This is a genomic window from bacterium (assembly GCA_013360195.1).
In the GTDB taxonomy this organism is placed as follows: Bacteria; Electryoneota; RPQS01; order RPQS01; family RPQS01; genus JABWCQ01.
The window spans coordinates 66546-92879 of the sequence record JABWCQ010000014.1 but is presented as its reverse complement, the minus strand read 5'-3'; the positions used below and the strand labels follow the sequence as shown (position 1 = coordinate 92879).

The window sequence follows — 26334 nt, the reverse complement described above, 5'->3', positions numbered from 1 at the left end:
GTCGGTATCACCACCGGGAACCAACGGCTGCTTCCGAATGAGTTTTCAAACCACCATCAACGACGTTATTACGTGACCGGGACCTGCGAACCGTGATTTACGAAACTCATCCCGACAATCCCAATCCTCGCGCGATTCAGAAAGCCATTGAAGCTCTGGAACGCGGTGAGCTGATTGCCTATGCCACCGACACGGTCTACGGCCTGGGCTGCGATATTCACAGCAAGGCCGCCATGGAACGCGCCCTCACGCTCAAAGGATATTCAAAGTATCATTCGCTGTCATTCCTGTGTGCCGACCTGTCAGATATCAGCAACTACGCGAAAGTTGAAAACCGCGTCTACAAAATGATGAAGCGCTGCCTGCCGGGCCCGTACACATTCATTCTCCCCGCGAGTCGCGATGTTCCCAAACTTCTGCTCACAAAACAAAAGACCGTCGGGCTTCGCGTGCCCGACCATCCCGTCTGCCGTGACTTGCTTAAGGCCTTCGGACGTCCGATTCTCTCCACGTCCGTCACCGACCGCGATGGTGACCCGATGCTTGACCCGAGCGAAATTCTTCACCACTGGGGAGACACCATTTCCGTTATTCTCGACAGCGGAATTCTCGACAGCCAACCCTCCACCATCGTGGACTGCACCGACTCCGACGACTTTGTCATTCTGCGCGAAGGCAAAGGCGATATCAGTTTGATTTATTGACCGTCCCCGCGCCTGTCGCTGCACGAGTGCCGATAAACTTCACCTTCATCACTTGACCACTCCTGACTTCACTCAATTCACCCGCCGTGAACTCCGAAAGCGCGCGAAAAAATGGTATCCCGTGCTTGTGCGCTCCATGGCCATGCGCACGCTGCTGTTCACCCTCGTGCTGCTCGTCGTCGGAGTTAATTGCAAGCCGTGGAGCTGGGAGTGGCTTCGACCCGATGAAGCCGCCGCCATTGCCGAGCAGTTCCTTGACGCGCAAGGGGTCAAGCTCGATGAGTATAATCTGATTCAAGCGGCCGAATACAATTTCGACGGCGTCTGGAATGCGTCAAAGGACGAACACGGATTCGCCTTTGCTCCGGCCGTTGGATACGTCAACCGCTATTTCCACCGCGAACGACCCGAAGACAGCTGGACTATTCATGTGTCTCCCGCGGGCAATATCTATCAGATTCTGCACGATGTGGACGACTACGAACCCGGAGTCAAAATTGGCAAGACGGAAGCCTTCTTCGCCGTCATGGAGCAACTGGCGACCCGCCTCGGTATCGGCGCAGACCGGTTGACGATGCTTAAGGATTCGCTCGCCACGATGCCGCAGCGCACGGATTTCCACTACACGTTCCGGGATTCCCTGGGCGGACCCTACTCCAAACTTTTTGACGTTCGCCTGACCGGCAGGACGCTGACTTCCTTCATTACGCGCCCCTCGCCTGAAGCCGTGCCCATTATGGCACGGCCGCCCGGAGCACGTTTGCGGCTGCTTGCGTTCGCGCTCATCATCTTCGGCGTTTTTCAAATCATTCTTCATCACCGCCATCCAATATCGTGGAAGCGCGGCATGTGGTGGGGCTCGATTGCAATGCTGCTCGTCGTGGTCGCGCGCACGATGACCATTTCACAGGCGACGCTGCTCGTGCCCGGAGGGAGTCAGGCCGAAGACTTTGTGTTCCGAGTCGCTCTCGCTGCGAGCATTGACGCGCTGCAAACCGGAATTCTCGTCACGCTGATTGTCGCATCCGGAGAGTCCATCTCGCGCGACCTTATGCCGAACATCACAACGCTCACGCGTATCGCTCCGTCTCATCGCGGCTGGACAGGTGCATGGATTCAATCGGCTCGCTGGGCCTTGCCTGCCGCGTCTCTGTTCCTCCTCGTTGAAGCCTATCTCGGGTTGTGGGAGGAAGTCGGAGGACTTGCCGGAGAAAGTCTTAGACTGGTCGCCGATGTCACCGGTTCCCCCGTTCCCATGCTTGCAGCACCTGTGCTGGTGGCCAAGTCCATCGTCTGGGAAGAACTTGTTTTTCGCCTGTGGCTTTTCCCGCTGCTCATTTTTTGGGTGCGTGGTACCTTGACCGCTATGCTGCTGATGGCTGGAATCGCTTCCTATTTCGTCGGTTTTGATACACACAACTGGCTCTCGACCGGTGCGGCACATTGGGTCGCGTGGTCTATCATGGCCGGTTGGCTTTACATGCGAGTCGGGATTCTCGGTGCGCTGCTCTTCCACGGTCTTGTGCTCGGTGGCTATCTGGCACTCGCACTTATCTGGACCGGTTTTGCAATGCCCGCCGGAATTGCCCTGATTACCCTGATTGTCGGTACTCTCGCCACGGCAGCTATCCGGGCTGAGGTTCTTGTTGGCCGAAGTATCGAGAATACTTGAAATTCTGAGCAAAATTGGTTAGTTTGATAAATTGTCTATGTCCTTGAAAACCTCTCATTTTACTGAACTTACACCCCAATCGTGAATATTCTGCTACTCTTGAAAGCTGTCGCTGACAGCGAGGCCAGTATCAAACCCTCCATGGATGGCAAGTCCGTTCATCTCGATGGAGTCACCTTCGTCCTGAATCCGTTCGATGAATTTGCCATTGAAGAAGCTCTGAAACTCCGCGATGCTGCCGGTTCCGGAGAGGTCGTCGCCGTCAGTGTGGGCGGCGATGATGTTCCCAAAGTGCTGCGTACCGCGCTCGCCATGGGTGTGGACCGCGGCATTCACGTGAAAGGCGATGCGGGCTTTGACGCGCTCGCTACTGCTCGTGCTCTGGCCAATGTGGTCAAGGGGCAAACCTACGACCTGATTCTCTGCGGCAAATCCGCCATTGACCATGACAATCACGGTGTGGGCATGATGGTCGCCGAGCTGCTCGATCTGCCTTCAGTCAGTGTGGTGGTCAAGCTCGAACTGAAAGACGGCAAGCTGATTGCCGAGCGCGAAGTCGAAGGCGGCATCGTCGTTGTTGAAATGCCGACCCCCTGTGTCGTCGCCGCGCAAAAAGGCTTGAACGAGCCGCGGTATGCGTCGCTCAAAGGCATCATGGCCGCGAAGAAAAAGCCGATTGACGAAGTCACCGCCGACTTCGGAACAATTCAAGTCGAAACCATGCAGGTGCTGCCTAAACCCGACCGTCAGCCCGGCCAGATTCTCGGAAACGGTGTGGACGCGATTCCTGTTCTGATTCAAAAACTGCGCGAAGAAGCCAAAGTGCTGTAAAGGGTACACAAAAAATGGAACGCAAACACCGAGCGCCTCGAAATAGAACGATCACATTGACACAAGATGATGTCGATGTTTTGCGCTCGCGTTTGCGCAAGGTGAAAGAACCTGTTTTGAGCCTTGACGCCTTGCTTGATCAAACAATTAATCAAGACTTGTTTGAGGTCGTTGGATTGTTGCCTTCTGCGTTTGCGGATCTAATCGTTGTTGATCCTCCGTACAATTTAAGCAAAACGTTCAACACCACTTCGTTCAAGCAACGGTCATATTCTGATTATGTCGCATGGTTAGATTCGTGGCTTCCGGAAATGTACAGATTGATGAAGCCAACGGGTTCAATATACATTTGCGGCGACTGGGCATCTTCATCTGCTATTTCAACAGTAGCAGAGAAACACTTTATCGTCCGGAACAGAATTACTTGGGAACGGGAAAAAGGCAGGGGTGCGCTTGCGAACTGGAAAAACTGCTCGGAAGACATCTGGTTTTGCACCAAATCTGAAGAATACTATTTTAATGTCGATGCGGTTAAACTGAAACGTAAGGTAATCGCGCCCTACACAAATGAAGCCGGTGATCCCAAAGACTGGAACGAAACCGAACACGGCAGATTTAGATTGACTTCTCCTTCCAATTTGTGGACGGACCTTACAGTTCCATTTTGGTCAATGCCCGAGAATACGGACCATCCAACGCAGAAGCCCGAGAAACTTATCGCCAAAATTGTCCTGGCTAGCTCGCGACCCAACGAAATCGTATTTGATCCTTTCCTGGGATCTGGTACGACCTCTGTTGTGGCAAAGAAATTGGGAAGACACTTTGTCGGAATTGAAATTGACGAAGTGTTTGCTTGTTTGGCCGAGAAGAGACTTGAGATGGCTGGCTTCGACAACTCCATTCAAGGATATTCGGAGGGCGTGTTTTATGAGCGGAATACATTTATTGATTCTAAGAACTCAATGAAAAGTAACCCCTCAAGACCCAATGAAATTGCACTATTCTAAATATGAATAGCAAGATTTTTGCTGCGCCTATTCTCGAAAATATAGAAAAAGCTGTTCTTGCCTATCTACAAGGACAAAAGGAATTCCTATCTAAAGAAGCATCTAGTAGCCCCAGAGCGGTTGGTGACATAATCCAATCCATGATTGCAAGCCAGTTTAAGGCGATTCTTGGCAGGAATGCCGGAAAGTACTCAGATGATTTTGCACGTAGATCTATGGCGGACATTGCGTTTACTGACCTTGAAGAGTACTATGTACTTGTTGATGTCAAGACGCATAATCTCGATACCAAGTTCAACATGCCTAATTTGACGTCTGTTGAGCGACTATCAAGACTATATGAAGACGACAAGAACTATTTTTCCGTACTTTACATCTCGTACAAGATCGTAGACTCTGAGTTTGAGGTAAGCAATGTCCATTTCATGCCGATTGAGCACTTATCTTGGAGATGTTTGACTATTGGTGCCTTGGGGTGGGGCCAGATCCAAATTGTGAATTCAAACAACATAGATATCGACAGAGGAGTTTCGCGCAAGGACTGGATGATTCAGCTTTGTGATAATCTACTTGAATTCTACCCTCGTGAGATAGCAAAGATTAACGACCGCATTGCGCATTTCAAAAAGGTGCGGGAATACTGGATTGCTAAATAGTTGAAAAGTGTCCTGTCAACGTATCTTTTTTGTATCGCATGATCCTTTCTCCTACTGAAGCACTGACCGCCCTCCGCGACGGCAACCTCCGCTATGTCAACGGAACTCCGCAGCCGTGGAAAGCCAATGCCGAGTTGCGCATGAAACTCGCGCAAACTCAAGAGCCTTTCGCCTGCGTCGTCACCTGTTCGGATTCGCGTGTGTCACCGGAGATTCTCTTTGACCAGTCGCAAGGCGATTTGTTCGTCATTCGCGTTGCCGGAACTATTCTCACTCCTGAAGTCGTCGGCTCCGTCGAGTTCGCTGTTGAAGCGCTGAACGTGAAGCTTGTCGTCGTGATGGCGCATTCAGGCTGCGGCGCCATTAATGCCGCCGTTTCGGATTTGCCCATGCGCGGTGCCGTGTCCGCAGTCATCGCAAGACTCGGCACTATCGTTGTCGCTAAACGCAAAGAGGGATTCACCGGCGATGAACTTGCATCCGAAGTGTCGCGGCAAAACACCCGCAACCTCGTCGCACAGTTGCCGCAGCAGTCGCCTGCAATACTTGAAGCTCTCGAAGCAGGTTCCATTTCCATTTCACGTGCCTACTTCGATGTCGCTTCCGGACTCGTGCAGTGGGACGTTTGATATTTCCAAGACTTCTTTCTCGCTAAACAACTCTCCAGATTTCGACGAGGAACCATCTATGACCGTCGCTCGCACTGTTCACGTTGTCGCTCCTAATCGCGCCGGCGCTTTCCCGACTCTCGCCGAGGCTATCGTCGCCGCTCATGACGGTGACCTTATTCAGGTTCAACCCGGGAAGTATGTCGGTTCCCTGATTATTACCAAAAGTCTCGAAATCGTTGGCGTCGGAGCGCATGAAGACATTGAACTGTCCACTGAACGCGACGAACTTATCTCGTCAACCGCGCGAAATCTGATTCTTACCAATCTGTCCTTCAAAGGTAAAGTCCGCACGCAGCCGGTCATTCACGTCACCGCCGGAAACCTCGATATCAAGTATTCTGCCATTGAAGGCGGGAAATACAGCATCTGTGCTGAGTCCGGAACTCGCATCGCCGCCACAAGCTGCTATCTCGCGGACTCCGAACGCGGTGCAATCTGCGCCAAAGGCTCGCTTGATGTGCTGCTCGACAATTCCCTTATCGAACGCTGCGGCGGAAGCGGACTCATCTGCGAAAATTGCCAGGAAGTCCGCGTCACGCATTGCACCATCAACGACACGACTCCGCACGCCGTCGAATGCACCGGAAACGGTCTGTTCGAAGTCGTGGATACTGAATTCGCCTCCATTACACACGCGCAAATTCTCGACAACTTCAAACCCGTCAAGTTTCAGGGCGAAGAACGCTCGTGGTACACACGCAGACAACCCGCTGACGGCGAAGCCTGAACTCCCCGACACCAGTGACCGGAATTGCCCCATGACCGCGAACCCGTAACAATTCCATGACTCGAATTCTAATCATCCTCTTGCTCAGCTCGCTTGCCGCGTTTGCACAGACCCAACTGTCCGATACGCGGAAACAGTTGCTGGTGCCTGAAGATTCCGTCTCTATTGAGCTCTCCCTCCTCAAAGGCGACGTCCTCCACTGGTCACTCCTCCTCGAGCAGGGACAATTGGATGATGGTGAAACGCGGGTTAGCATCGTCTCCAATCTGACCGGCGAAATCTGGTCAAAAGTTTTCAACGCGCAATCGGAAGAGCTGCAGGAACAGCTCAAAATCTCCACCGACGGACTCTACCGCATCGTCGTCCGCAAATCCGGCAAACTCGCCCGGCCTATCGTGCTCGCTGCGTGGCCGCAATACGGAAAAGCCGGACGGACGCCGTTCCCCGTGCAGTCCATTCAAAAGGACGTCATCTCCATGGCGCCCGGAGACCGATTCTCCGTCGACTATGAGTTCATGCTGCCCGACACCACGCGCTTTGAAACCATTCTCGGACTCGAATTGCCTTCAGATCTCGTCCGCTTCTGGGCGGTTACACCCATGGGCGATTCCATCCCCGGAGAAGTGACCGTCAAGCGGTGGCTTGGAGAAGCCGGCACAATTTCCTTCCGTGACCGCGCCAAACGCGGCGGCTCTTTCACCCTGCGACTCGAGTGCGACATTCCTGAAGGCGGCGAAGTCATATTCCATCGCGCACCCGGCAAAACACCACCCGGCTGGCTGCCGCGCGAAGCACGCGTCGCGACGCAGGTCGAACACTCCCCGTGGCTCTGTATCACCGTGCCGCCGTTTTCTGTCTGGCGCGACGGTGAACTGCGCAAGGAAGTTCTGCCGCCCAAAGCCAAATATGCCGCTCAAGGCTTGCGTGTCAGCGGCGTTGATTCCGTCACCGTTGCAGCGCTAAGACAAGTCTATGAACAGCGCGATTCGCTCTACCTCTGGAGAAGAAATCGCTTGTCAACCGTGAGCGGATACGACTCCTCATTTCTGGAATTGACCAAAGCCTTCGAACCGCCCGCGCTGCACGTTGCCGCGACGACACCGCTCAGCGGCGAAGAAAATGCCAAAGCCGCGACAAAAGCCATCAGTTGGTACGTCGAAACTGGCTCAGGCAAACCCGTGGAGGGTACCCTCTTCGCGTGGCAATACGACGAAGCTATTCTGAGCTATCCCCAAGCGCCGCAAGACCGCTTCTGGTCCCGCGATGCGCTGCCGCTGTCAAAAAGCGTCCGCACTTTCTCCCCCACCAGCCGCGATTATCCGAACACAATTCCGCTGCCCGCCGCCTCGACACTCAAACCAAAACAAGCTGTCTTTGAAGGGCGCAACGTCAAAGACGACAGCAAGCGCGTTCTCGGTCTCTACTTCTACAACCCGTCACAGGAAAACGTCTATCTCGCCTATCGTGTCGCGCGTCCCATCGAGCGTACTGCTATCGGCATGTTCAAAAAATGGCCGAAAGCCGCGCGCTGGGCAATCGGCATTGCGCTTGTCAGTGCGCTGGTCGGCGGCTTTGCAATCTGGGAATTGCGCCAGCGTGACAAGCGCCGGAAGAAACAGGCTGAAGAATATGCGGCGGACCTTGAAAATGCGCGGCAGGTGCAGCAGAAACTTCTGCCCAAGGGCCCCATCGAAGTGCGCGGCCTGCAAGTCCTCGGTCTCCATCAAAGTATGCAGTCCGTCGGTGGTGACTACTACGACTTCTTCCCGCTCGAAGATGGCCGCGTGCTGATTTGTGTCGCGGACGTCGCAGGGCACGGCTTGCCCGCCGCGCTGCTCATGTCCAATCTGCAGGCAACGCTGCACGCCATCGCGCCGCAGCGCCGTCCTATCAATGAAATGGTTGCGCTGCTCAACAACGAAATGGTGCGCCGTACCTCGCCCGACCGGTTCGTAACCCTGATGCTTGCCGAAATCTCCGCCGACCGTTCCATGCTCACCATTTGCAATGCCGGGCACAATCCCGGTTACCTTGTGCGCAAACACGGTGCGATTGTCGAACTCGATGCCGGCGGTATCATGCTCGGCGTCATGGAGATGTTCCCCTTCATTCACATGGAATATTCGCTCGAACCGGGAGACCTGCTGGCCTTCTACACCGACGGCATTCCGGAAGCCGAAATCGGTTTCGAAGATATGTTCGGCTATGACCGACTGCAGTATTTTCTCTCCGAACATCGCGACCGCCCGCTGCCGGATATCGCTCAAGCCCTGTTCCAACGCGTCACCGGTGACAACAGCCTCGCGCTCGGTGATGACATGGCCGTCGTGCTCGTGCGTATTCCCTTCGGCAGCGGTGCCAAAAGCGAATCCTCGCGCAGCGCGGCCAATGCTTAGTCTTTCTGCAACTCTTCTGAACTAATTCTTAAAATGCGCGCATTAATTACCGGTGTTACCGGACAAGACGGAAGCTATCTCGCCGAACTGCTGCTCTCGAAGGGCTATGAAGTGTTCGGCATGGTGCGGAGAAGTTCGACGGACTATTTGGGCCGCATCGAGCATCTGCGCACGAAAGTAAATATTCTGCAAGGCGATTTGCTGGACACGCACTCCCTCGAGAAGGTCATCAAAGACTCGCGTCCGACCGAAGTCTATAATCTCGCCGCTCAGAGTTTCGTCCCCACCTCGTGGGAACAGCCGATTCTCACCAGCGAGTTCACTGCCCTCGGAGTCACCCGACTGCTTGAAGTCATCCGCCAGATTGACCCCAAAATTCGCTTCTATCAAGCGTCGTCCTCCGAAATGTTCGGCAAAGTCCGCGAAACTCCCCAGCGCGAAGAAACTCCCTTTCACCCGCGCAGCCCCTACGGTGTCGCCAAAGTGTACGGCCACTACATCACCATCAACGCGCGCGAAAGCTACGGCCTCTTCGCCGTCTCGGGAATTCTCTTCAATCACGAATCCCCGCGCCGCGGCAAGGAATTTGTCACAAGGAAAATTACCCGCGCCGCCGCCGCCATCAAACTCGGTCTCACCGACGTTCTCGAACTCGGCAATCTCGATGCCCGCCGCGATTGGGGATATGCGGGGGATTATGTCGAGATGATGTGGAGAATGCTTCAGCACGATGAGCCCGAGGATTTCGTCATTGCCACCGGTCACACGCACACCGTCCGCGAATTCTGCGAGCTGGCCTTCGGTGAACTGAATCTCGATTACAACAAGCATGTCCGCATCAACCCCAAATTCGTGCGCCCTGCCGAAGTGGACTTGCTGGTCGGCGATGCGAGCAAAGCCAAGAGACTCCTCGGCTGGGAACCGCAAGTGGATTTCCCCGGCCTCGTCAAAATGATGGTGCAGCACGACCTCGAAGACTTGAAAAACGGCAGCACTGACTATCCAAAGCCGGCGTAGCCTACGATCCGCCGTTGTGGGTCTCCAGACCCGCAATGGCTCTTGTTCGCCGAGCGGGGATTAAGCGAAGTGCTTGACAAGCACGAAGCGGTTCCCCGCCGGAATTTCCCTATTTTGATTTTCGATTTTCCATTTTCCATTTTTCTCTTATGATTCTCGTATTCTGCGATTCCCACAAAAACAAATTGAAACCCTCCGCGCGCGAAGCCGTCACGGGCGCGTATAAACTCGCACAAGCCCTCGGCACGGACGTTGTCGCGGTCACCTTCACCGAATGTTCCGACGCCGCGTCGCTTGGCGCGTTTGGTGCAAAGAAGGTCATTCAACTCACCAATCCCGAACTTAGTCACTACTCCTCCGAAGGCTACGCGCAAGCCGCCGCGGAAATCATCAAAGCAAATTCTCCGAAAGCCGTTGTGCTCAGCGCGTCGTCGCAAGGCAAGGATTTTGCTCCACGTGTAGCTGCGCGCGTCAATGCACCGCTGCTCACCGACTGCACCGATGTGAAGGCTGAAGGCAATGCAGTCTGTGCACTCCGTCCGATTTATGCAGGGAAAGTGCTTCTCTGGGCGAAAATCACCGGCCCGTTCGGAATTCTCTCTTTACGCCCCAAAGCGTTTCTTCCGGCGGAAGTTGGCGGCACTGCTGAAGTGAGTTCGCAAGCCGTCGCGCTCGATGCATCCAAAATTCGCGCGAAGATTGTCGAAGAGAAAATGCAGGAAGGCGGCATGCTCGACGTGACCGAAGCCGACGTCGTCGTCAGCGCGGGCCGCGGCATGAAAGGTCCTGAAAACTGGGGCATGATTGAAGACCTTGCCAGTGCACTCGGCGCAAGCATCGGCGCGTCACGCGCAGTCGTGGATGCCGGATGGCGCCCGCATCATGAGCAGGTCGGACAGACGGGCAAGGTTGTGGCTCCAAGTCTGTATTTCGCCGTCGGTATCAGCGGCGCGATTCAGCACCTCGCCGGCATGAGCACCAGCCGCACTATCGTTGCCATCAACAAGGACGCCGACGCGCCCATCTTCAAAGTCGCCACCTACGGCATCGTCGGCGACGCCTTCGAAATTCTGCCCAAACTCACCGAAGAAATCAAGAAAGTAAAGTCTGAATAATGTAGGGGCGGATGGCAATCCGCCCGCTATTTCGCCGAGCGGGGATTAAGCGAAGTGCTTGAAAAGCACGTAGCGGTTCCCCGCCGGAATCTGCATACGTCCGGATCACTCTCTAATCATTTCGGAGGTGGCCATGCGTTGGATGACTACTTGGATTGCTTGCTGCATGGTAGTGTGCGCACTTGAGACGTACGCGCAGGAATGGGAACGGCTTAATATTGTTTCTCCGTCTTCATCGCTTCGCGGTATTTCGGTTACTGAACGCTTTGTTTACGCAGTGGGCGCATACGGGACAATCGTCAAATCGGAAGATTTCGGTGAGACGTGGCTGCCGCTTCACTACAACAACCGAAATTGGCGGCGCGTCCGCTTTGCTCATGACAATGTGGGCTGGATTTGCGGAGATGATGGATACGCAGCACGGACAAATGACGCGGGCGCAACATGGTCTGAGCACTTTCTGTTTTCCGGTGATGTGCGTGATATCTGGTCATCAGACGGCATACGAGCTGTTGCGGTGGGTGACCGGGGAATCATCAGCATCACAAACGATTCCGGTCAAACGTGGGTGGACGTTCAGACAGGAACAGACATTTATGATGACTTGCTCGGTGTTGATTTCGCAAATGAGTTGCACGGTTGCGCGGTCGGCGGTTACAGCGCAACTCGAATGCCGCGAATCTTAATCACGCAAGACGGCGGCTTGAACTGGGACGCCGTGACCACTCCTTACCACGGCTGGCTTTCCAGCGTAAAGTACATCGACACGGAAACTCTCGTTGCCGTGGGAAAATACGGAACTGTTCTGCGATCTGAAGACGGTGGACTCTCGTGGGATTCCGTTTACGCATTACGATGGGAAGACGTCGCCCTTCGCGATGTGGACTTCTCTGATTCCCTGCACGGAAGTGCAATTGCGGATGATGGAACGACCATCGCCACAAGCGATGGCGGAATCACTTGGTTTCAACAGGACATTAGTTCGTATTCGCTTCAAGGACTTGACTTGCTTCCGGGTGGCGCTGGGATCGCGGTCGGCGGCTTCGGAGTCTCGTTTACGGGAAATTTCGGCGCAACATGGACAAACCCGGAACCAATACCGGGGGGAGATGTGCTAGCGGTCGAGTTCATTGAGAATCTGTCCGGCTGGTTGCTCGTGCAGAATAATTTCATCTATTCGACTTCAAACGGCGGCGAGTCTTGGCAAGTGAATCGGATTCCCGTTTCGGAAAGTGCAGCAAAACTTTGCGCGGTTTCTGATTCTGTCGCGGTTGTGGCATCTGACATTGCGGGAATTTTTCGAACATCCGATGGCGGAGCTTCGTGGAGTAATGTCAGCCAATTCAACAATATTTCAATTTCTGACCTCAGTTTCGCAAATGAGGATACTGGTTTCGCTTGCGGCAACGTCGGCGTTATTCTTGCATCATTTGATGGCGGCCTGACGTGGCAGATGCAGGACTCCGGTGGACCAGCGCTGACTTCGATACATGCGGTGGACGGCCAGCATGTTTGGGCGGTTGGCGCCAGCGGTGTTGTGAAGTTTTACTCTGGTTCCGATGGGTGGCGGGTGCACACTGAATTTCCGCTTTCAATTGACTTTGCCGGAGTCCATTTTACGGACAGTATGCACGGCGTGATAATCGGAAGTGATGGCGCTATTACTTATACAGAAGACGGCGGCGAAAACTGGCGCTGGGCTGCCCCGCAGCTTAATACTCTGACTGCCGTGGAATTCGCCGACAGAAATATTGGATGGATTTGCGGCACGAATTGGCACTTGACTCGGACGGATGACGGCGGACGAAATTGGACTGCTTTTAATGAACATTATAGTCCAAACTTCTTTGATATCGCTGTCACTTCATCACGTGTTTGGGTAGTCGGCTTGAATGGCACGGTATTGCGCGGAGAATATGTATCTGGCATCGAGAACGAACGCCATGCTCTCCCCGCGTCCTATTCCCTCTCCGCCTATCCCAACCCCTTCAACTCAAGCGCAACTCTGCACTTTGAGTTGCCGCGCGAAGCAAAAGTTGAAATCGTGCTCTATGATGTCTTGGGACGTGAAGCGCTCCGCCTCGCCGAAAATGTCTATACAGCCGGCACGCACCGCGCGCTCATTGACGCCACCCCGCTGGCAAGCGGAGTCTATTTCGCCGAGCTGCGCACGCCCGAGTATTCATCAACACTAAAACTCCTCCTGCTCCGGTAAATACATTGAAATTCAAGGTCCCCTTCATCATCTTCGCCTGCTTCCTGCTCTGCTCCGTCGCGGGTGCGCAGTCGCTTGACTCATTGCGCATTGCCGCACAGACAGCCGTGGACGAAGGCCGCTTTGAAGATGCCGAGCTGACGGCTCTGCGCGGACTCCGCGCCGCTGAAGCTGTGGACGATTTGGCCGAGATTCCTTTCCGCGTCGTGCTCGCCACAATCTACGTCGCGCGCGAACAGCAGGGCTTCGCGCTCTCCGAGTTCCGCCGCATCATCGCCATCAATCCCGCTTTCGAAATGGACCCTGTGCTCGTCTCGCCGAAAATCACTACCGTATTCGGTCAGGCCAAACGCGAGTATGTCGAGCAAGTGCTGTCCCAGCCCGAAGCCTATCGTCTGCCTGAGGCCGACGCGAAACTCTCCGCGTCATGGCGCAGCGCCGTGCTCCCCGGCTGGGGACAGGCCTATAAACAGCAAAAAGTCAAAGCTACCGTCTTCGCCGTCCTTCAGGCCGCCACTCTCGCTGCTTTCGTCGCCTACATCTTTGAGGCCGATGCCCGCAAAGACGACTACCTCGCCATCACCGAACACGGCAATCCCCTCATCGAAGACCGCTACGCCGATTACCGCAAAGCCTACCGCACCCGTAACATCCTCGGCTATCTGTCACTCGGCGTCTATCTTGCAAACTACTACGACGCGCTCTACGCGCCGGTGAGAACAAACACCAACCGGTGAAAATCGTCTTAGTCGGCCCCGCGTTCCCCTATCGAGGCGGCATTGCCGAAACCACCAACTCGCTTTACTCAGTGTTGACAAAGCGCGGTCACGACGTCGTCATTGTCGGCTTCAAAAAGCAATTTCCCAAACTGCTGTTCCCCGGCAAAACACAATTCGACACCTCGCGCACGGACAACATCCCCTCAACTCGTTTGCTCGTCCCCTGGAATCCTCTCTCCTGGTATCGCACAGCAAAGTTCATCAACAAGCAAAACGCAGACTTAGTCTGCTACAAATGGTGGATGCCGTTCTTTGGTGCGTGCTATTGGGGTGTGTCGAAACTGCTGGATATGCAGAGCCGCGCGCGCGTCGCCTTCGTCTGTCACAACGTGATTCCGCACGAGACACGCATCGGTGACAAGACGCTCTCGAAAATGGCGCTCGGTCAATCAAAGTTCTTCTTGACCTTCAGCCGCAACGAAGCGCACGAGCTTGAGCATCTGTTTCCAAAGATTGAAAAAAAGCACATTCGCCACACCGCACTGCCGCTGTTCGACCGCTACGATGAGTTCAAACAAGGCCAAGCCGCCGCACGCGCAAAGCTCAAAATAGACGCGAAGAAGCTGCTCTTGTTCATGGGACTGATTCGCCAGTACAAAGGCTTGGACATTCTCCTCCGCGCGATGCCCGAAATCATCAAGCAGGACAGCGACATCAAGCTGGTCATCGCCGGCGAATTCTACGAAGAGCAAGCCAAATACGACAAGCTGATTGACGAACTCGGCATCCGCAATCACGTCATCGTCAGACCGGGTTACGTTCCCGCCGATGAAATCGGAGTCTATCTCGCTGCCGCTGATGTAAACGTGCTCCCCTATCGCAGCGCCACGCAATCCGCAATTCTCGTCTTGGCCTATGCGCACGGCTGCCCGGTTATCACCACCAATGTCGGCGGACTGGCCGAAGTGGTTGAAGCCGGCAAAACAGGCTTTGTCGTCGAACCGGAAGATTCATCCGCCATCGCATCCGCCGTTCACAACTTCTACTCAACCGGCGGCCGCACAGTTTTCGAACCCCATGTCCGCACAACCGCCGAAAAATTCTCCTGGGATAGACCCTGCGAAATCCTCGAAGAGTTTGCGCAATCAAATTAACGAAATAGATTCCTTTGGCTGATCACGCAATAGATTACGATCCGATTAAGGCCTCGCTCGGTCGAGTTGTCGCACGGCAACCAATTCTGCGCCGCCTGTTCTATACCATGCTCGGCGCGCTGTTCCTGCGCAACTGGTACATTCGCCGCGAACTTGCGCGCGTCCGCAATCGCAAACAGAAGTGGGACATCTTCGATGCCGGTTCCGGTTTCGGTCAATTTTCCTACAAGATGGCCAAGACCTTCCCCAATGCGAATGTCTATTCAATCGACGTGAAGCCCGAGCAGATTGAAGACTGCACGTGGTTTTCCAAAGCTGTGGGTCAGAACAACGTCAAGTTTGAACTTGGCGACCTGACCATCTATCGCAAGCCCGACAGCTACGATTTGATTCTGAACACCGACGTTCTCGAGCACATCCTCGAGGATGAAAAAGTCTGGGCGAACTTCTTCGCCTCGCTCCGCAAAGACGGCTACTTGGTTGTCACGACTCCGTCCTCAAGCGAAGGCGAACGCGAATACGCCGAAGGCGACATCTCCGTCATCGGCGAGCACGTCCGCGAAGGCTACACCAAGCAGGAGTTCATCGACAAAGCCACCCGCGCCGGTTTCCAAATCGAGAGACTCGATTACACCTACGGCCCGTTCTGGGGTCCGCTCGCCTGGAAAATTCTCCAACGCATTCCGATGCAGATGCTCTCCGTCTCCAAACTCTTCTTCATCATCGTCGTCCCGTGGATTGCCATTCTCTATCCCGTCGCGGCCTTTGCCATGTGGATGGACATGAACTCCGACAACAAGAAGGGCGGCGGCTGGATTTTCGTCGGCAAAAAGCCGTAACAGAATTACGGCACCTGAACCAGCTTTTTGCGCGGTGGTTTTCTTAAACCACCGCGTTTTGTTTTCTTCAACTGCTGTTGCTTCGAAACCCGCCAAACGCAAATTGCCCGTGTGGTTGCTATCACACAACATCAGGCAACTATCGGTGGATAACACACCACGTCCCCTCACCGGGTCGCTAATCTAAACTCACATTCCTCCAAACCTTCGCTGTCTCCGTTGCACTCTTTTGAGGTGGCCCCTGGCTTGCCAAAAGCATATCCGACAGATGGAAACACATGTATGCACGATTAGGTGCGGAGGAAAAAAAGATATGAAACACGGATTGATGATCCTGACCCTATGCGCAATGCTCAGCAGCGCGGCCTACGCGATGTCCTTCAGTGACATCTCCAGCCCCGATTTTCAGGGAAGCAGCTACTCAGTCGTAGCGTGGGGTGACGTGAACGCCGACGGATTCGCCGACCTCTTCATGGGCACCGTCGCGCACGGCGAAAGCCGACTCTTCCTGAGTAATGGCTCCGATTGGACGAATGCGAGCGATGAATACGAAGTCAACACAATCAGCCATGTTCGCAACGCGCGCTTCGTCGACTTCAATCAGGACGGCCGTCTCGACCTGTTCTGCTTGACCGATAATGAAGAAAGCGCCGAACTTTATCGCCAAACCGAAAACCACCGCTTCCAGCGCGTTGACCTGAACCTCGAAGATGTCCTCAACATTCGCTCCGCCACGTGGTGCGATGCCGACAACGACGGCGCTCTCGACCTGCTCTTAAGCAATCGCTCCGAACTCGCGGATGAAAGCGTTCTGCTCGTCCCCTCAACGGATGAATTCGTCGAGGCTCGCGGCGCAACCGGGCCATTCACCGAAACGCTCGTCAGTCAGGTCAGCCCCATTGACTACGACCAGGATGGCGACATGGACTACTTCATGAGCAAGATTGACGGCTCGACCAGCCTCTGGGTTTACGAAGGCGGGATGTACCGCGACTACGGTCAAGCAATGAATTTCCCGACCAAGCTCGCGCAAACCGGAATCACGTGGGCGGACTTTAACCGCGACGGCAATCTTGACTTCTTTGCCTGCGGTTCCGTTGACAACAACTGTCTCTTCTATCAATTCGACAGCGACGAACAGCCGTGCAGCTTTGAAAACATGACCGATACCTACGGTCTGCGCGAATCCACCAAGGGCGCCACCAGCGCGCACGCCGTGGATGCCGACGGCGACGGCCGTATGGACATCTTCCTTGTGCGCCCCGAAGGAAACGTCCTCCTGATGAATCGCACCTCCTACTGGCAGCCGCTCGAACGCGCCACCGGTTTGCTGCTGCCCGATATGAATACGCAGTCCTGCGCGTGGGGAGACTATGACAATGACGGGGACCTCGATGTGGCCATGGCCTGCGAGCGCAACGGCATTCGTATGTTCCGCAATGACACCGAAAATACCAACGAATTCGTCGGACTGAAACTCTGCGGCCCGGACAACTGTATGACTCCGGTGCTGAACTGTCTCATCTCCGTCGAGTTCCCCTACGGCAAGCAGTGGGCGGCGACGTCCATGTATGCCGGAACCGTCGGCAATGACCTCAATGTCAAGACGATTTATAATCCGTCCTGGTATCACTCCGAAGAGTGGACCGTCAATATCCTCTGGCCGAACGGTATGGTCAGCACGCTGACTCAGATGGATATTCCGTTGAACGGATACATGGAGCTGCATATGCCGCAGGCCCCGAACCCCGGCAATGATGACTTCACTCAAACTCCGGTCATTGCACCGGAAGTTGTGAACTATCCGAACCCGTTCAACCCGGCAACGAATATCGAGTTCACGCTCTCCGCAGCGGCGAACATCAACTTGTCAATCTACAACCTGCTTGGTCAGCAGGTAGCAACTCTGGCCAGCGGTGCGTTCGAAGCAGGTCTGCACTCCCTGACGTTCGATGCGTCCGCTTTGCCCTCCGGTCTCTACTTGGCGCGCTTGGACACGCCCAACGGATCGGTCGTGCACAGAATGCTCCTCACTAAGTAGGAACGGGCCTTGAGCAAGCCCGTGGTCGCAAAGAGCACCTCCCTCTCTTTGCCCCCAAGAGTAAGCCCCGCGTCTCCGCGGGGCTTTCTTTATTCTGACTCTGTGCTCCCCCGAATCTTCTGGAGGAATGTGCGGCCTCACTCCCTTCGGAGACCGCTGATTACTGACAACACCCGTCCGCGCAGCCGCATTCGCGGGCCTTCGGCTTGTAGGCTCTCACCTTCACCGATGCCACTGCCTCCAATGCTTCGTTGCGCAACTCCTCGCCGATTGAATCCAATCCGACATCATAACGAATCTCGTTCACGATCTCGACATCCGTCAACCCGGCTTCGTGAGCGTACTTCAAATACTCTTCCTTCAGCGAGGCTCCCGCCACACAGCCGACATAGGCCTCCACGTTGTTCTTCAAAGCCGGTGACAGCGGACGATTCAGCACAAGGTCCGACACAAGCATTCGTCCACCCGGCCGCAGCACTCGCGCAATCTCCTTGAACACTTGCGGTTTGTCCGTCGAAAGATTGATGACGCAATTGGAAATCACCAAGTCAACCGAACTGTCTTTGAGCGGCAAGTCTTCAATGATGCCTTCGCGAAACTCGACGTTCTTCGTCTTAAGGGATTCCGCATTCGCGCGCGCCTTGGCGAGCATATCCGGAGTCATATCCACTCCAATCACACGGCCCAGCGGTCCCACTTTCCGTGAAGCCAGGAATGCGTCAAACCCTGCACCGCTGCCCAAATCGAGCACCGTCTCGCCCGGCTTCACATCGGCAAACTCAAGCGGATTCCCGCAGCCAAGTCCGAGATTCGCACCGTCCGGAACATTCTTCAAGTCTTCATCCGAGTAGCCGATGGCCGCCGCGATATCTTCCACATTCGTTGCGCCGCAGCACCCCGATGTTCCGCAGCAGCTCTCCCCGCGTGCCGCCTGTCCGTATTTTTCGCGCACCACCTCGCGAATATTCAAAGTTTCCATTCTATTTTCTCCGTTTGTGTTTTTCCAATTTATTGTAGGGGCGGATGGCAATCCGCCCGTTTGTGTTTTTCCAATTTATTGTAGGGGCGGATGGCAATCCGCCCGTTTTAAGCACCACTTAAACCTCAACGCTTCGCGGCGGCATGTGTCTTCACATGCCCCGCTTACCGAGATGTAAATCACCTTGTCATCCCGGAAGGATCTTGTTAAACGACCCAATAACCCAATGCGTAAACCACAATCCCCCGTCTCCATCGCGCCTGCGCATTGGGTCCAGCGTCCACGCCGGCTAACAGCACGGCTCCGTCAGCAAATCGAAAATCTTCTTGAACCTCTGCACCGAAAGCGGCTCGATGCAATAACAGATTTTCGGCCCGTCAATCTCGCCGCGAATCCAGCCTGCTTCTTTCAACTTCCTCAAATGCTGCGACACCGTGGACGGCGCGACCGGCAATTGCTCAACAATATCCCCCACAATACAGCCGGGACTATTGAGCAAAAACCGAATGATCGCCACACGATGCGGATGACCGAGTGCGCGAGCAAGTTTCGCCATGTCCATGTCTTCCAGACTCGTGTCCGGCGGGTGGGTCGTGAATTCTGGTGCGTTCTGCATAGCCTCTCTCGATTTCTGTATTCGTTGTTCGTAAAAATACGAATTAAGAACGTAAAAGTCAAGCGGCTGGTTCCAGCCGCCTGAAAATTAATGCACAACTGTCTGTTTTTTCGTCACATGCTCAATTGAAAACCGGTTCCCCTCCGGGTCCTCACCCTCGCAAATCCAAATATTCGGAGCAACTTTGCGCGGCTCTCCCATCGGAACTCCACGCTCCGTCAACTCATCCCGGGCTATCTCCATATCCGCCACCTGAAAAACAAAAGACGGAGCATCCTTTCCCAGCCGCCGCCGTCCGCCCGAATGGAGGCACAAACTGCAAGAGCCCGTCTCAAATACCACCCACTCCTCCTTGCGGAAATCTGACAAGTGCGGTGGGTATTTAATCCTGAGTCCCATCGCGTCACGATAGAACTCCACCATTTCCTGCATATTTTCAACATACAGAATAACTTCGGCAAGTCCTTCAAGACATCCCATGGGTCTATCTCCCGCGAATTATGTGATCTGGTTCCGTAATATAATACGGAAGAAGTTTTTCAGCAAATAGTATCCGCTTGCCTTCGGTCACATATCGCGGTAAATTGTAGCTTCACTATGAGAAGACTAACGATGAACCGCCTCACTCCAATTCTGACCCTGCTCTGTCTTTGGCTTGCCTCACCCGCACTTGCTCAGATAGATGAAACTCCGCCAACTTCCCCGTCCGACTTTCACTCCCGCGAAGCGGCCCGCTGGCAAAAAGTGTTTGATTCGCGTGAAGCATTGCGGCTTGATGAAACTCAAGCGGATTATGATGTCGTTTATTACGAGTTGTGGATAGATCTGCGCAATTTCGCCGGACAACAAATAACCGGACGAACCGATATTCACGGCCGCTCGCTCCTGGAGGGATTCAATGAAGTCGTCCTCGACTTCTGTGACACTCTCACAGTAGATTCCGTTCGCGGAGCCATGAACGAAGTCTTGAGCTACACCCGCGGCGGTCAGCAGATGATCGTCACGCTCGAGCGGGATTACGCGCTTGACGAAGAGTTCCTGCTGTCAATCTACTATCGCGGACGTCCCTGTTTAGGCGGCGGAATCTCCACCTTTGACTGGTGGAACCGCACCGTCGGAAGCTACTCCGTGCCGTCCATTGCCACGCTCTCCGAGCCGTTCGGCGCGCGCGATTGGTGGCCCTGCAAGGATGCTCCGCATGACAAAGCGGACAGCGCCAGAATTCACCTCACCGTGGTGGACAGCTTGACCGCGACGTCGAACGGATTGCTGGAAAGCATCACGCCCGTGCCAGCCGGCTCGCGGCAATTCAATTGGTTTGAAAGATATCCGATTGCGACCTATCTTATCTGCGCGAACGCAACCAACTATGCATCGTTCACCGACTGGTATGTCGGCCTGAACGGTGACAGCATGCCGCTCGAATATTTTGTCTATCCGGAGAAGCTCGCGCAGTCGCAGGTTGACTTTAATATCATGGCCGACGCGATTGCCGCGATGGCAGAACTCTTCGGCGAGTATCCGTTCATCGAAGAGAAATACGGTCACTCGATGTTCCGATGGGGCGGAGCAATGGAGCATCAGTGCAACACCTCCTATGGCCGCGGTCTGGTCAACGGTGCACACTCCTACGATTATATTCTTGTGCACGAGCTGGGACATCAGTGGTGGGGAGACATGGTGACGCTCGGAAGCTGGCCGGATATCTGGCTCAACGAAGGTTTCGCCAGTTATACCGAGGCTTTGTGGTACGAACATCTGAACGGCCCGGCAGCCTACAGGAACTACATGAATACAGGATTGCCGGTCAGCGATCCGTCGGGACCGGTGTATGATCCCTCGGATTTATTCAGCGGTAACACGGTGTATCACAAAGGCGGATGGATTCTGCACACGCTGCGCGGAGCGATTCGCAATGACTCGCTGTTTTTCGCCGGCATGCGCGAATACCGCGCGCGCTTTGAGGGCGGATCCGCCTTGACGACGGATTTTATTGACGCGATGAACGATGTCGTCGGTTATGACATTGAGCCGTTTATTCACGCTTATTTATACGAAGTCAACCGTCCGACCTATCGTGTGTCCTATGGAACCGGCACGGTGGACGGTGTGCTGGCGACCGCAGTCAGGCTGCGGCAGATTCACTCGACTCCGGCGGAGCCGTTCGTCAATCGAGTGGATTTACGTTTCGGCGGCACGCAGACGGTGACACAAACAGTTGTGTGCGACCGCTACCGCCAGAAATATTTGTTCGAGATGGGTTATACACCGAATTCGATTACATTCGATCCGGATACGTGGTTTCTGAAAACGGTGCTGACCGAACCGCTGCAGCCGATTTTCCTGAACGGTTCGCTGGCCGTCGGTCAGGAGGGTTCAGGTTATGCGGATACGCTGGTGGCGATCGGAAGTGGAACGGGATATACATACAGTCTAATTGGCGGCAGTTTGCCGAATGGAATTGTGCTGGGGACGAATGGAATTTTCTCCGGAACTCCGACACAATCGGGAAGTTTTCCGCTCGACTTGCGGGTGCAGAACAGCACGAATCAAGCCGACACGACGGAGCTTGTGCTCACGGTGACTCCGCTGCTTGATGCGCCGCAGCATTTGACGGTTGCCGTTGCAGCCGGCGATTCCGTCAGATTGAGGTGGCACAGCGTGGTTGGAGCCGGAAGTTACGAGATATTTGCCGCGTCGCAGGGAGATTATTCGGATTTGACTTCGCTTGCGACGGTGACCGACACGTTCTTTGTGGATGTGATGAGCACGCAACAAAAATTTTATTTTGTGCGCGCGAACGAGTAGCGGAATTTCAAGCCACTCTGAAGGCGGCCTTGACGAAAGTCGGGGCCGCTTTTTTTTGCCGTTTGATTCGGCGGTGTCTGCTGCTGTTGTAGTGATCTCTTTCCCCGTGGGGCCGTCGTGGCCACCCACCACTAGTAAGCGGGGGGTCAGTCGGGCTTTGGTCGGTTAGCTGTGCATAATATACATATGGATTGAACGTTTGTCAAGTGTTTGTGGTAAAAAATACAATTTTCTATAAACATTTGTTCAGTATTGGATTAGGGAGAATTGGCATTGGACTTACGAGCCGGAGAGGGAAAGTTCGAGAGGCATGGGGGGAGGCGGGAAATTAGAAATTAGAAATGAGAGATTAGAAACTGGAAAGGAGATGACGTGCGGGGGCGGGGGTGTTGGCCGAGGGCGCGTGCTCAGGATGACAGAAGAAGAAAGCGGGACGCGAGCGGTGAAGGAGCGCATAAAAGAAGAAGGATGGGGGATGACAGAGAGGTTCGGATGACAAAAGGGAAAACAGGAGTGCTTGCTTTTTTTGAAATTGTCGAACTTTCTGCAAGTTGAAAAAGTCGCAATTAAATCATATACTTTAGGTGATCGAAGTGCGACTGACCTTGTATATTTCAAGAGAATTCTAACATAAAGAGGACAGACCATGGCTTTTGCAGCAAAAGACTTCGGAACGAAGATCTTCGAATTGGAGGGAATTTCGAAGAGGACATGTGAAGAGCATCTGAAGCTTTACAACGGATATGTGAACAAGACGAATGAGGTGCTGGAGAAGCTGGCGGCTCACGACGGCGCGGGAGCAAACCAGGTCTATTCAGAGATTCGCGGGTTGAAGGTGGATATGAGTTTCGCGATTGCGGGAATGCAGAATCACGAAATCTACTTCGCTCATCTGACACCGGGCGGCTCAGCACTGTCAGGTGATTTGAAGAAGCAGATTGAGAAGGACTTCGGCAGCTACGACAAATACATCGCCGATTTGAAGGCGTCAGGCATGGCGGCGCGCGGCTGGGTGTGGCTGGTGTGGTGGGAAGACGGCAAGCGTCTGCTCAATTGGATTGGTGACGCGCAAAACTCGTATCTGGGCTGGAATCTGAAACCGATTATGGCGATGGACGTGTATGAACACGCGTACTTCATTGACTTCGGCGCCGCGCGACCGGGTTATATTGACGCGTTCATCAAGAATCTCTGCTGGGAGACGGTGGCAAAGAACTATGACGCCGCGCGCAGATAAACGCGAAGCCCGGACGAACGACCAGTTTGAGTTATAGAGCGGGGCGCACGGAGACGTGCGCCCTGTTTATTGTGTCAATTGAACCGCAAGGAATAATATGAAGTTGATCATTTCAATTCTGATGGGAGTCCTACTGATGACGACGGCGGATGCGCAAATAAAGTACGGCTGGGTGAAGGAGATGCCGCAGACGAGCTACGAGGACGCGATTGTGCGGGTGACGGAGCTCTTGAAGGAGGAGGGATTCGGCGTGCTGACGGAGATTGACGTCAAGGCGACGATGAAGAAGAAAATTGATTTGGAATTTCGGAAGTACGTGATTCTCGGAGCGTGCAATCCGCATCTTGCCTCGCGGGCGCTGGCGGCGGAGCCGCAAATCGGGCTGATGCTGCCCTGCAATGTTGTGGTGCAGGAGCGCGACGGCGGCGGAGCGACGGTCTCTATCATTGACCCGAAAGCAATGTTTCTGTTTATCGAAAATGATTCGCTGAAACCCGTGGCGGCGGAGGCGGAAGAGAAACTGCAGAAAGTACTGAGCAAACTCTGAGCTATTCGCAGAGAGAAAAAGAGCGGGACGCACGATTGTGCGTCCCGCTTTGTATTTGTCAAAACCTGTGCACTACTTTTCAGCGCGGAAATAAACTTCGAAGTCAATGTTGTTGCGATGATAGGTCACGCGCAGGGGCCACTCGGTTGTGTCGGGGAGAATGCGGAACTTGCGCGAGTAGTTGTAGGCGGTGCGGAGGCCGTTTGCCTCAATGACGGAGAAGTGAATCGTGTCGCTGCGCAATGAGTAGCGTCCGCCTTCGGTGTAGTCCTGTCCGGTTTCAAAGGGCGGTACGGGCGCGCTGCGGTAGTAGTAGCGATAGGTCGAGTCGGTGCGAAAGTCGAGCGCGAGCCGCTCGAGATTCAGATAATCAATGGAGGCGGGATTGGCAAACCACTGACCAGCAAGCGGCGGGGTTTGCACCTGTTTAGCGCAGGAGATGAGCAGAATTGCGATGACGCTCGAGAGCAGTTTGTTCATAACCTCACTTCAGCAGCAGCATGCGGACGGATTTGCGATGACTTCCGGCGGCAACTTCGGCAAGGTAGGTGCCGCTGCTCCATGCGGAGCCGTCAATGGGTATGTTATGCAGTCCGGCGGAAAGTGTCATCAGGCTGTGCCGGACGGTGCGGCCGTCGAGAGCATAGATTGTCAGTCCGATGTGAGCAGGGTAGGCCAACTGAAGCGGCAAAACCGTGGCGGCATTGAAAGGATTCGGATAGTTCTGTCCAAGCGTGAAGACCGACACCTGCGGCGGAAGGTTCGCATTGACTGTCGTGTCCACCGTCATTTCGAGGCTCCATGACTGCAAGGTCCCAACATCGAGAGCGGCATCGTCGGCGACACGCAGAATCCACGTGCCGTTGTTGCGGCGGCCGTCGAATGGAGTCAGCGGATGGTTGGGGCGAAAGGTTCCTGTGTAAGGCGGCCCTCCGGCGCAAATGGCCATCGAGGCTTCGTCGTCGAAATGTGTGTCGGTCAGATTCTCGCCTGAAGCGCTGCAATGAAAGTAAAGTCTGACGACGTCTTCATCCGGTGCTTCGACGTAAATTGCCAAATCGAACACGAAGGTGTGCGTAATGGTTAGAATAACGTTGACGTCGGTAATCGGATAGTAGTCGTTGATGGTCAGCAGTGATTCGACACTTCTGCCCGGACCGTCGGGAATTGCGAGCGGCACGTCAGACGATTCATAGGTAAGAACGAGTTGTGCGATAGCGGTTTCAATACAGACGAACGCAGATAACAAGCATAATAAGACGCGCATTCTGCCCTCCATTGCATCATGCACCTGAGCGAGTATAAAAGAAAACGGGCGGCATGTCGCTCGCATGCCGCCCGTTTCAATTGCTTACTTGACGAGAGTCATGCGAGTGGCTTGGACTTCGTTTCCGGCCATAACTTTGGCGAAGTAGCTGCCGCTGCTCCACGCGCTGCCGTCAATGGGAAGACTGTGCTGTCCGGCAGTCAAATTGTGCGACTGCTGAAGCACCACTTGTCCCACTTCATTGTAGATGGTTACTTCCACGGTGGCGGACTTGGCAAGCTCAATCGGCAGCGTCGTGCTCGGGTTGAACGGATTGGGATAGTTCTGCGAAACACGGAAACTCTCGGCAACGGGGCCGCGCACGGGGTCGGCGTCGGAAGTGCCTTCAGACGTGTATCCGACTTCTCCGGTGGTGAAATTGGGTCCGGTGGCATCAATGTTGGTGTAGGATGCGCCGCGATTGCCGTCCTGCGTAAACCAGGCATAGTCCCAAGTCTCCGACGTCTCGCCGATGGGCATACCGTTCATATACTGTGACAGATAACCGTGCGAAGATGCGCGCAATGCGGCGGCACTCCACGCGGGGGTCGTCAGTGTACCCCAGCCGTCCACCGTATACAGCGAGCTGTCCACTGTCGTCGTGACGAAGCCGGGAATAATCTCGAAGGAAATACGCATGACGGAGGTCCAGTTCGTTCCCATTGTGCAGGGGAATGGAATCAACAAGACGTCGTCATCGGGATTCTGAATGATTTCCATCGTGTCCGCAAGCGCAACGAAACCGAGGAAGTAGATTCCGTTTGTTGCGACGCGGTAGTAGGTCCACGTGTTGTCGCCCGCAGTCACGCAATGAGTCGCGGTCGGGAACGTGTCTTCATACGGTGTTGTGGAAGGCTGCACATAGGTGCCGCCGCCGTCAATTTCGTAACCAAAGCTGCTGATATCCCAAGTTTGATTCGCACCGGAGCCGGGCGAGAAGCTCACTTCTGCGGTCGTGCCATAGCTAATCATTGACGAGCCCATGGCGGGCGCGTTGCTCTGTGTCAGCGTGATTTGTGCAAACACTGTGCTCGCGCACAATGCCGCAAGCAGTAAAACGAACATCCTTTTCATTTC

General features: G+C 54.5%; 24 protein-coding genes. 18 read left to right on the top strand and 6 right to left on the bottom strand.

Translation table 11 applies throughout. From position 1 onward, the window contains the following. Positions 1–83: 83 nt before the first annotated feature. The 15 genes from HUU59_10520 (at position 84) to HUU59_10450 (ending at position 17764) form a co-directional block, all read left to right on the top strand. A complete protein-coding gene (locus tag HUU59_10520) occupies positions 84–704 on the top strand; it encodes a threonylcarbamoyl-AMP synthase (GenBank protein NUO19872.1) in 621 nt (206 codons plus the stop codon). A gap of 52 nt (positions 705–756) precedes the next feature. Further along, positions 757–2376 carry a hypothetical protein gene (locus tag HUU59_10515; protein ID NUO19871.1) on the top strand — a complete coding sequence of 540 codons (1620 nt, stop codon included), beginning with the start codon at positions 757–759 and terminating at the stop codon, positions 2374–2376. Positions 2377–2457: 81 nt separating this feature from the next. Then, complete coding sequence (locus HUU59_10510) at positions 2458–3207, top strand: electron transfer flavoprotein subunit beta/FixA family protein (GenBank protein NUO19870.1); 750 nt, start codon at positions 2458–2460, stop codon at positions 3205–3207. A 14-nt stretch (positions 3208–3221) separates the two neighbouring features. Then, positions 3222–4214 (top strand): site-specific DNA-methyltransferase, encoded by a 993-nt coding sequence (locus HUU59_10505; GenBank protein ID NUO19869.1) that lies wholly within the window; start codon positions 3222–3224, stop codon positions 4212–4214. A 2-nt stretch (positions 4215–4216) separates the two neighbouring features. Further along, positions 4217–4870: a hypothetical protein gene (locus HUU59_10500; GenBank protein ID NUO19868.1), complete on the top strand. Its 654-nt coding sequence runs from the start codon at positions 4217–4219 to the stop codon at positions 4868–4870. Between the two features lie 38 nt (positions 4871–4908). Next, positions 4909–5499, top strand: a complete 591-nt coding sequence (locus HUU59_10495; protein ID NUO19867.1) for a carbonic anhydrase — start codon at positions 4909–4911, stop codon at positions 5497–5499. A gap of 58 nt (positions 5500–5557) precedes the next feature. After that, positions 5558–6268 (top strand): right-handed parallel beta-helix repeat-containing protein, encoded by a 711-nt coding sequence (locus tag HUU59_10490; protein NUO19866.1) that lies wholly within the window; start codon positions 5558–5560, stop codon positions 6266–6268. 56 nt (positions 6269–6324) lie between these two features. Next, on the top strand, positions 6325–8664 hold the full coding sequence (locus HUU59_10485) for a serine/threonine-protein phosphatase (protein ID NUO19865.1): 2340 nt from the start codon (positions 6325–6327) through the stop codon (positions 8662–8664). A gap of 24 nt (positions 8665–8688) precedes the next feature. After that, positions 8689–9681 (top strand): GDP-mannose 4,6-dehydratase, encoded by a 993-nt coding sequence (gene gmd / locus HUU59_10480; GenBank protein NUO19864.1) that lies wholly within the window; start codon positions 8689–8691, stop codon positions 9679–9681. Positions 9682–9866: 185 nt separating this feature from the next. Continuing rightward, positions 9867–10796, top strand: coding sequence for an electron transfer flavoprotein subunit alpha/FixB family protein (locus HUU59_10475; GenBank protein NUO19863.1), 930 nt, complete (start codon positions 9867–9869; stop codon positions 10794–10796). Between the two features lie 133 nt (positions 10797–10929). Next, positions 10930–13011: a T9SS type A sorting domain-containing protein gene (locus HUU59_10470; GenBank protein ID NUO19862.1), complete on the top strand. Its 2082-nt coding sequence runs from the start codon at positions 10930–10932 to the stop codon at positions 13009–13011. Between the two features lie 5 nt (positions 13012–13016). Continuing rightward, positions 13017–13748, top strand: coding sequence for a hypothetical protein (locus HUU59_10465; GenBank protein NUO19861.1), 732 nt, complete (start codon positions 13017–13019; stop codon positions 13746–13748). Then, positions 13745–14884 (top strand): glycosyltransferase, encoded by a 1140-nt coding sequence (locus tag HUU59_10460; GenBank protein NUO19860.1) that lies wholly within the window; start codon positions 13745–13747, stop codon positions 14882–14884. Before HUU59_10465 ends, HUU59_10460 begins: the two co-directional genes overlap by 4 nt. Positions 14885–14898: 14 nt before the next feature. Then, positions 14899–15723: a class I SAM-dependent methyltransferase gene (locus HUU59_10455; protein NUO19859.1), complete on the top strand. Its 825-nt coding sequence runs from the start codon at positions 14899–14901 to the stop codon at positions 15721–15723. Positions 15724–16036: 313 nt separating this feature from the next. Beyond that, positions 16037–17764, top strand: a complete 1728-nt coding sequence (locus tag HUU59_10450; protein NUO19858.1) for a T9SS type A sorting domain-containing protein — start codon at positions 16037–16039, stop codon at positions 17762–17764. A gap of 160 nt (positions 17765–17924) precedes the next feature. Here the strand turns inward: HUU59_10450 and arsM are convergent, their stop codons facing one another. The 3 genes from arsM to HUU59_10435 all read right to left on the bottom strand — a co-directional run bounded on the left by arsM (position 17925) and on the right by HUU59_10435 (position 19839). Next, the gene (gene arsM, locus HUU59_10445) at positions 17925–18743 is read right to left on the bottom strand and encodes an arsenite methyltransferase (protein NUO19857.1); all 819 of its coding nucleotides are present in this window, start codon (positions 18741–18743) and stop codon (positions 17925–17927) included. 289 nt (positions 18744–19032) lie between these two features. Beyond that, positions 19033–19359, bottom strand: a complete 327-nt coding sequence (locus HUU59_10440; protein ID NUO19856.1) for a winged helix-turn-helix transcriptional regulator — start codon at positions 19357–19359, stop codon at positions 19033–19035. Between the two features lie 87 nt (positions 19360–19446). Further along, positions 19447–19839 carry a hypothetical protein gene (locus tag HUU59_10435; GenBank protein ID NUO19855.1) on the bottom strand — a complete coding sequence of 131 codons (393 nt, stop codon included), beginning with the start codon at positions 19837–19839 and terminating at the stop codon, positions 19447–19449. Between the two features lie 132 nt (positions 19840–19971). On the opposite strand from HUU59_10435, the gene HUU59_10430 reads away from it, so the two are divergent. The 3 genes from HUU59_10430 to HUU59_10420 all read left to right on the top strand — a co-directional run bounded on the left by HUU59_10430 (position 19972) and on the right by HUU59_10420 (position 23951). Further along, on the top strand, positions 19972–22167 hold the full coding sequence (locus tag HUU59_10430) for a M1 family metallopeptidase (GenBank protein NUO19854.1): 2196 nt from the start codon (positions 19972–19974) through the stop codon (positions 22165–22167). 646 nt (positions 22168–22813) lie between these two features. Continuing rightward, positions 22814–23404: a superoxide dismutase gene (locus HUU59_10425; GenBank protein NUO19853.1), complete on the top strand. Its 591-nt coding sequence runs from the start codon at positions 22814–22816 to the stop codon at positions 23402–23404. A gap of 121 nt (positions 23405–23525) precedes the next feature. Continuing rightward, positions 23526–23951: a DUF302 domain-containing protein gene (locus tag HUU59_10420; protein ID NUO19852.1), complete on the top strand. Its 426-nt coding sequence runs from the start codon at positions 23526–23528 to the stop codon at positions 23949–23951. 72 nt (positions 23952–24023) lie between these two features. Here HUU59_10420 and HUU59_10415 read toward each other — a convergent pair whose 3' ends face one another. The 3 genes from HUU59_10415 to HUU59_10405 form a co-directional block, all read right to left on the bottom strand. Continuing rightward, positions 24024–24431, bottom strand: a complete 408-nt coding sequence (locus HUU59_10415) for a hypothetical protein (protein NUO19851.1) — start codon at positions 24429–24431, stop codon at positions 24024–24026. A 4-nt stretch (positions 24432–24435) separates the two neighbouring features. Further along, positions 24436–25218 (bottom strand): proprotein convertase P-domain-containing protein, encoded by a 783-nt coding sequence (locus tag HUU59_10410; GenBank protein NUO19850.1) that lies wholly within the window; start codon positions 25216–25218, stop codon positions 24436–24438. A gap of 84 nt (positions 25219–25302) precedes the next feature. Then, the gene (locus tag HUU59_10405; protein ID NUO19849.1) at positions 25303–26331 is read right to left on the bottom strand and encodes a T9SS type A sorting domain-containing protein; all 1029 of its coding nucleotides are present in this window, start codon (positions 26329–26331) and stop codon (positions 25303–25305) included. Between the last annotated feature and the right edge of the window lie 3 nt (positions 26332–26334).

Bases quoted from the DNA above. Each gene is read 5' to 3' on its own strand.
- HUU59_10505 (NUO19869.1), top strand. From the start codon at position 3,222: ATGGAACGCAAACACCGAGCGCCTCGAAATAGAACGATCACATTGACA.
- HUU59_10500 (NUO19868.1), top strand. From the start codon at position 4,217: ATGAATAGCAAGATTTTTGCTGCGCCTATTCTCGAAAATATAGAAAAA.
- HUU59_10495 (NUO19867.1), top strand. From the start codon at position 4,909: ATGATCCTTTCTCCTACTGAAGCACTGACCGCCCTCCGCGACGGCAAC.
- HUU59_10490 (NUO19866.1), top strand. From the start codon at position 5,558: ATGACCGTCGCTCGCACTGTTCACGTTGTCGCTCCTAATCGCGCCGGC.
- HUU59_10485 (NUO19865.1), top strand. From the start codon at position 6,325: ATGACTCGAATTCTAATCATCCTCTTGCTCAGCTCGCTTGCCGCGTTT.
- HUU59_10470 (NUO19862.1), top strand. From the start codon at position 10,930: ATGCGTTGGATGACTACTTGGATTGCTTGCTGCATGGTAGTGTGCGCA.
- HUU59_10450 (NUO19858.1), top strand. From the start codon at position 16,037: ATGAAACACGGATTGATGATCCTGACCCTATGCGCAATGCTCAGCAGC.
- arsM (NUO19857.1), bottom strand. From the start codon at position 18,743: ATGGAAACTTTGAATATTCGCGAGGTGGTGCGCGAAAAATACGGACAG.
- HUU59_10440 (NUO19856.1), bottom strand. From the start codon at position 19,359: ATGCAGAACGCACCAGAATTCACGACCCACCCGCCGGACACGAGTCTG.
- HUU59_10435 (NUO19855.1), bottom strand. From the start codon at position 19,839: ATGGGATGTCTTGAAGGACTTGCCGAAGTTATTCTGTATGTTGAAAAT.
- HUU59_10430 (NUO19854.1), top strand. From the start codon at position 19,972: ATGAACCGCCTCACTCCAATTCTGACCCTGCTCTGTCTTTGGCTTGCC.
- HUU59_10425 (NUO19853.1), top strand. From the start codon at position 22,814: ATGGCTTTTGCAGCAAAAGACTTCGGAACGAAGATCTTCGAATTGGAG.
- HUU59_10420 (NUO19852.1), top strand. From the start codon at position 23,526: ATGGGAGTCCTACTGATGACGACGGCGGATGCGCAAATAAAGTACGGC.
- HUU59_10415 (NUO19851.1), bottom strand. From the start codon at position 24,431: ATGAACAAACTGCTCTCGAGCGTCATCGCAATTCTGCTCATCTCCTGC.
- HUU59_10410 (NUO19850.1), bottom strand. From the start codon at position 25,218: ATGCGCGTCTTATTATGCTTGTTATCTGCGTTCGTCTGTATTGAAACC.
- HUU59_10405 (NUO19849.1), bottom strand. From the start codon at position 26,331: ATGAAAAGGATGTTCGTTTTACTGCTTGCGGCATTGTGCGCGAGCACA.